The sequence below is a fragment of the Martelella sp. UBA3392 genome (assembly GCF_002358775.1).
Classification (GTDB): Bacteria; Pseudomonadota; Alphaproteobacteria; order Rhizobiales; family Rhizobiaceae; genus Martelella; species Martelella mediterranea.
The window spans coordinates 5,392-11,815 of sequence record NZ_DEPM01000083.1; the positions used below are offsets into that span (position 1 = coordinate 5,392).

The 6,424-nt window shown below is 62.4% G+C and carries 4 protein-coding genes; 1 reads left to right on the forward strand and 3 read right to left on the reverse strand.

The genetic code is table 11. The features are described 5' to 3' along the window. The 3 genes from B4E36_RS06225 to B4E36_RS06235 all read right to left on the reverse strand — a co-directional run. The coding region (locus B4E36_RS06225) for a bifunctional diguanylate cyclase/phosphodiesterase (protein WP_345900131.1) at positions 1-2,189 on the reverse strand (2,189 nt) is incomplete at its 3' end. A gap of 218 nt (positions 2,190-2,407) precedes the next feature. Beyond that, entirely contained in the window at positions 2,408-3,715 is a 1,308-nt protein-coding gene (gene preA / locus B4E36_RS06230; RefSeq protein ID WP_292054414.1) for an NAD-dependent dihydropyrimidine dehydrogenase subunit PreA, read from the reverse strand. Between the two features lie 11 nt (positions 3,716-3,726). Beyond that, a complete protein-coding gene (locus tag B4E36_RS06235; RefSeq protein ID WP_292054417.1) occupies positions 3,727-5,088 on the reverse strand; it encodes an NAD(P)-dependent oxidoreductase in 1,362 nt (453 codons plus the stop codon). A gap of 177 nt (positions 5,089-5,265) precedes the next feature. Here B4E36_RS06235 and B4E36_RS06240 point away from each other — a divergent pair, with 177 nt between their 5' ends. Continuing rightward, positions 5,266-6,225, forward strand: a complete 960-nt coding sequence (locus B4E36_RS06240) for a 2-hydroxyacid dehydrogenase (RefSeq protein WP_292054418.1) — start codon at positions 5,266-5,268, stop codon at positions 6,223-6,225. The last annotated feature ends 199 nt before the right edge of the window (positions 6,226-6,424 follow it).

Below are 6,424 nucleotides of genomic sequence, written 5' to 3' on the forward strand. Positions count from 1 at the left end.
AGGCGCTGGGCGGAGATGTTGACGGAAACATGCGGCACGGCGATGCCCATTTCACACCAGGCCCGGTGCTGGGCGGCAGCCTTCTTCAGCACCACGGCGTCGATGCGCGCAATCGAGCCGGTGGTTTCCGCCGTGGCGATGAAGTGACCCGGCGCCAGCATGCCGCGCTCGGGATGACGCCAGCGCACAAGCGCCTCGGCGCCTTCGATTTCGAGCGTATGGGCCGAAATCTGCGGCTGGTAGAAAACCTGGAACTGGTCTTTCTCCAGCGCCACCAGCAGTTCGTCGGCGACCTTCTTGTTGGTGATCGCGATGTTGCGCAGGGCGGCGTCGAAAACCACGGCCTGGTTACGGCCCATGCGCTTGGCTTCGTAGAGCGCGATCCCGCCATTGACGAGGACGTCGCGCATCGACTTCGCTTCGTCATCCATCCAGGCGATGCCGACGCTCGCCGAAACCCGAACCTGATGCTCGCCATATTGCAGCGGTTTGCCAAGCGCGCGGATAATGTCCTGCGCGAGACGGGAAAGCCTTTCGACGTCGCCGTTCCAGTGCGTCACCAGCGTGAATTCATCGCCGCCGACACGGGCCAGAAAATCCCTCGGCGCGGCGATGGAGCGCAGCATGTTTGCTGCATGACGCAGCATCGCATCGCCGGCGCTGTGGCCAAGCGTATCGTTGATTTCCTTGAACCGGTCGAGATCGATATGCAGCACGGCGAAAGGCGGCGCGACGGGCGCTTTCTCCTCGCCCTTCACGAAAGCGGCTTCGAGGTAGCTGCGATTGGGAAGCTCGGTCAGTCCGTCGTGAAGCGCGTTATGGCGCAGAACGGCCTGCGCGCGTTCCAGCTCCCGGTTCTTCTCCAGCGTTTGCGCATTCGCGCGCTTGATGTCCTCGTGCAGCCGGATGTCGTCGGTAATATCCCAGTTGACGCCGACCACATGCGTGCGACCGTCGATATCCCGGTAGAACCCGCCAAAGACCTGGAGATGGCGGACGGAGCCATCGTCGAGAACGATGCGGAAATCGCTGCGGAAATTCTGCTCGGCGGCCAGAAAGCGCTCAAGCCGTTCGAATTCAAGCTGCCGGTCCTCCGGGTGCAGGTGACGGGACCAGATTTCGACGCCGTTTCGACCGCAATCGGGGCGCTCGCCGTAAAGCGCGTACATGCGCTCGTCCCAGATTGCCTCACCGGTTTCGGCATTCATGTCCCAGACGCCGATGCGCGAGGCTTCCAGCGCGAACTGCATGCGTTGCGACAACTGCTGGAGTTCCGCCTCGCGGGCGCGGAGCATCGTGATGTTGCGGTTGCGCTCGCGCATCAGCTTGGCGATGCCGAGCATGAAGGCGATGATCAGGATGCCGATCGAATCGATCAGGAGATGACGGGAAATGCGTTGGCGCAAGGGCTCCTTCCAGCCCTGCCGCGGGATGGCGGCGACCGTCCAGTTGGTGTTGGCGAGCGCGACCGTCTGCGTGACCGGCTCCCCGCCGAAGACGGCATCGCCGCCGGAAAGGACCTGGGCCGGTGCGTCGTCGTCTGCATCCTTGCGGATGGCCATTATGAGATCCGGGTGGAGGGCGGCGAGCGTTTTGCCCGAAAGCAGGCGGTCGACGTTGATAAGAGCCGTGAGGATGCCCCAGGTTTCGTTTTCGGGGCCGTCGTAGAGCGGATAATAGGCCACCAGCGCATTGCCGCCCTGCACCAGCGGTATCGGTCCGTCGATGACGGGTTCGCGGGTCAGCAGCGCCTTTTCGATGGCGGCCATCTGATCGGGGCGGTCCGCGTAGTTGAGGCCGATGGCCTCCCGGTTTTCGGCGAAGGGATAGACCATTTCGATGGTCATGTCGCGCGCGAGTGCCAGGCTCACCAGCGCCGAATCCTGAGCCAGCAGCTTGCCGGCGAGGACCTCGAACCGGCGGGGCGAAATTTCCGGTTCGAGCGAAATCGCAAGTCCGAGCCCTTCCGCCAGCGTCAGGTTTTCGCGGATGTCGCCCGTTACCCTTGTACTGGAGAGAGCGACCTTTTCCGCAGTCTGCAGGCGAAGATTGCCGGTGAAGTCCGAATCCAGCGCGCGGTTGGTGAAATACATCGAGGCAAGCACCAGCGCCGTGGCCGAAAGGGCCAGTATGTCGCTCGGGATGATGCCCCATCGTCTGGCTGCGGGGGTTTTCGCCGGTTCTGCCATGCCGTCCCATCCATCTTATCCGGCAATAAGCATCGCTCATGCAATGCGGATAAAATGGGACTATAGATTTAAAAATTTAAAAAATAATATAAAATGTAAATACTGGTGAATATTAATAGTTTATATTCATGTATTTTTCTGTGCTTATTTAATTTTAGCTAATTTAAAAAGAGTCGCGGACAAACTGCCCGCGACTCTATGTGTCTCGTAACGTTTTCTTACTTGGATGCCGCCATCGGATTGTTGGGGTGCGTGGTCCAGTTGGCGTAGTCGGCCGATACAAGCTCGCCGGTGCGCTGGTCCTTCTCGCCGGGCGCGAGCGTCACCATGTCGATGCAGTTTTCGACCGGACAGACGTTGACGCAGAGATTGCAGCCGACGCAGTCCTCCTCCTTGACCATGAAGTGGCGTTCGCCGTCGACCATGGCCGTGATCGCCTGGTGCGAGGTGTCCTCGCAGGCGATGTGACAGCGGCCGCATTTGATGCAGGCATCCTGGTCGATGCGGGCCTTGGTGATGGAATTGAGGTTCAGATACTGCCAGTCGGTGACGTTGGGCACGGCGCGGCCGGAAAGCTCGTCCAGCGTGCGGAAGCCCTTGGCGTCCATATAGGCCGAAAGGCCGGAGATCATCTCCTTGACGATCTTGAAACCATAGGTCATCGCCGCGGTGCAGACTTGCACATTGCCGGCGCCGAGCACCATGAATTCGGCGGCATCACGCCAGGTTGTGATGCCGCCGATGCCGGAGATCGGCAGGCCGGCGGTTTCCGGGTCGCGGGCGATCTCGGCCACCATGTTGAGCGCGATCGGCTTCACCGCCGGGCCGCAATAGCCCCCATGGGTGCCCTTGCCGCCGACCGTCGGGTTGGGCGCGAAATTGTCGAGGTCCACCGAGACGATCGAGTTGATGGTGTTGATCAGCGACACCGCATCAGTTCCGCCGCGATGGGCGGCGCGGGCGGACTGGCGGATGTCCGTGATGTTCGGCGTCAGCTTGGTGATCACCGGCATGCGGGTATATTGCTTGCACCAGCGCACCACCATCTCGACATATTCCGGCACTTGGCCGACGGCAGCGCCCATGCCGCGCTCGGACATGCCGTGGGGACAGCCGAAATTGAGCTCGATTCCGTCCGCGCCGGTCTCCTCCACCAACGGCAGGATCGCCTTCCAGCTTTCCTCCTCGCAGGGCACCATGATCGAGACCACGATGGCGCGATCCGGCCAGCGCATCTTCACTTCCTTGATTTCGCGGAGGTTCAGATAGAGATCGCGGTCGGTGATCAACTCGATATTGTTGAGGCCGAGCAGCCGGCGGTCCGCGCCCCAGATCGCGCCGTAGCGCGGGCCGTTGACGTTGACGACCGGCGGGCCTTCCTCGCCGAGCGTCTTCCAGACCACGCCGCCCCAGCCCTCGCGAAAGGCGCGCTCGACATTATAGGCCTTGTCCGTCGGCGGCGCGGAGGCGAGCCAGAACGGATTGGGCGACTTGATACCGACGAAATTGTTTGTGAGATCAGCCATTGTCGTTCTCCTCAGGCCACGGCCGTTGCCAGCGGCGCTTCGCCCGCCAGAACGTGATTGATGGAAATCGCGGCGTCTCGTCCTTGGGCGACCGAAGTGACCGTCAGGTCCTCGCCCTTCTTCACGCAGTCGCCGCCGGCCCAGACATCGGGCAGCGAGGTGCGGCCCTCGGCATCGATGGCGATGCGGCCGTGCTCCAGCTTCAGGCCTTCCAGATGTTCGGCGACGAAGGTCTGGCCAATTGCCTTCAGCACGTGGTCGGCGGCGATCACGCCGGTCTCGCCGGTCGATACCAGCTTGCCGTCCCTGACTTCGGTATGCTCGAACAGCACGCCGGCGACCTTGCCATCCTCGCCAAGGATTTCCTTCGGCGCCAGATAGTGGCGGATGAACACGCCACGCGAGGCCGCAAGCTCCTGCTCGAATTTCGAAGCGCCCATGGCGTCTGGCCCGCGCCGGTAACAGAGCGTCACTTCTTCGGCGCCGAGCAGTTTCGACTGCACGGCGGCGTCGATCGCGGTCATGCCGCCGCCGAGCACCACGACATGACTGCCGACGGTGATTTCGGCGAGATCATCGGCCTGGCGGATCGCCGCGATGAAATCCACAGCGTTTTCGCAACCGGCAAGATCTTCGCCGGGTACGCCGAGTTCGTTGACGCCGCCAAGGCCGATGCCGAGGAAGACGGCGTCATAATCGCGGCGCAACTCGCCAAGCGTATAATCGCGGCCGAGCATTTGCTCGCCGCGAATCTCGATCCCCCCGATCTCCAGCAGGTATTCGATCTCCTTCTGGGCGAAATCGTCGACCGTCTTGTAGGCGGCCAGGCCGTATTCGTTGAGCCCGCCGGCCTTGTCCTTCGCCTCCAGCACGATCACGTCGTGGCCGGCCATGGCGAGGCGATGTGCGCAGGCAAGGCCCGCCGGGCCCGCGCCGACCACCGCCACGCGCTTTCCGGTCTCGTGGGCGCGGGTGTAGAACTGGCGGTTTTCGTCCATCGCCGCATCGGTGGCATAGCGCTGCAGGAGCCCGATCTCGACCGGCTTTTCCTCCGCGGTGTTGCGCACGCAGGCTTCCTCGCACAGCGTTTCGGTGGGACAGACCCGGGCGCACATGCCGCCGAAAATGTTCTGGTCGAGGATGGTCTTGGCCGCGCCCAGCGGGTTGTCGGTCGATATCTGGCGGATGAACAGCGGGATATCGATGGCGGTGGGACAGGCCGTCATGCACGGCGCGTCATAACAGAAATAACAGCGATCCGCCTCGACAGCCGCCTCGTGCCGGTCGAGCGGGGGGTGCAGGTCGGAAAAGTTCTTGTGATACGCATCGGGCGCAAGTCGCCCGCCCTTCAGGGCCGGGTTCAAGTCTCGCATAGCAATGTTCCCCAATTTTTGGTTGTTGGGGAAATGCTACCGCGAAAATAAAAATTTATCAAACGGTAAAATTTTGGGCGAGCATGCCGTTTCCTCGGCCCGCTGTCCACCTTTGCTGTTGATCATCGCGTCGGAAACATGGTGTTTGTCTGGCCTGTGAGTTCAACGGAAGCCGTCATGACCAAATCGCCACTGCTGATCGACCTCAAATTCTCCGACCGCGCCGCCGTGGTCGCCGCGCTGAAGCGCCATTTTGCCGATCGTGATGTTATCGATCTCGGCGCGGCCGAGAATGCCGGGCGCGATCTTTCCGATTGCCGCTACGCGATCCTGTGGCAGCCCGACGCGGACCTGTTTTCCCGCGCGACGAACCTCGATGTTCTGTTTTCCGGCGGGGCGGGCGTCGACAAGGTTCTGGCGCTGGAAGGCCTGCCGGATGCGCCGCTGGTGCGCTTCGTGGATCCCTCGCTCACCCGGCGGATGAGCGAATATGTCGTGTTGCAATGCCTGTATCACCTGCGCCAGGTCGCGGCCTATCGCGCCAGCCAGGAGGCCCGGCGTTGGCAGCCGCTGCCGCAGCCCGAGGCCTGCGCGGTGACGGTCGGGATCATGGGGCTCGGCGAACTCGGCCGCGATGCGGCGGCGAAGTTGAAGATGATGGGTTTCAACGTCGTCGGCTGGTCGCGGACGGCCAAGACCATCGAAGGGATCGAGACCTTCGATGAAGCGGACCGCGATGCCTTTCTCGCGAGGACCGATATCCTCGTCGGCCTGCTGCCGTTGACGGCCGAGACCACGGGCCTCTTCAATCTGGCGCTGTTCGAAAAGCTAAGGCATGGCGGCCCGCTTGGCGCGCCGGTGTTCATCAATGCCGGCCGCGGCGGCTCGCAGGTGGAGGCCGATATCGCAGCGGCGCTCGATCGCGGCCTTCTCGGCGGCGCCTCGCTCGATGTGTTCGAGACCGAACCGCTTTCCGCCGAAAGCCCGCTCTGGGATCGCGAAAACGTCGTGATCACCCCGCATGTGGCGGCCGACAGCGATGTCGGCGCGCTGTTTGCCCATGTCGAGCGTCAGATCGCGCGGTTTGAGGCGGGGGAGCTGCTCGAACATGTCGCCGAGCGAGAGCGGGGCTACTGATAAACGGAACAATCGGTGCGGCCTTGGCGTTTTTGCTTCAACTGAACCCGTAAGCGACGGGCAAGGAGGAAGTCATGGCAACGCATTTCGATCCCAAGGAAGTCCGCCCCGTCAAATATCCGGGTGAGGAAGACTACCCGCAGAACCAGGAAGACAATGGCGTCGTCTCGCCGACCGAAAACCGGCATCTCAATCGCGG

What these genes read in the sequence shown, in the direction of transcription:
- B4E36_RS06240 (WP_292054418.1), top strand. Translation starts at nt 5,266, where the DNA reads ATGACCAAATCGCCACTGCTGATCGACCTCAAATTCTCCGACCGCGCC.
- preA (WP_292054414.1), bottom strand. Translation starts at nt 3,715, where the DNA reads ATGGCTGATCTCACAAACAATTTCGTCGGTATCAAGTCGCCCAATCCG.
- B4E36_RS06235 (WP_292054417.1), bottom strand. Translation starts at nt 5,088, where the DNA reads ATGCGAGACTTGAACCCGGCCCTGAAGGGCGGGCGACTTGCGCCCGAT.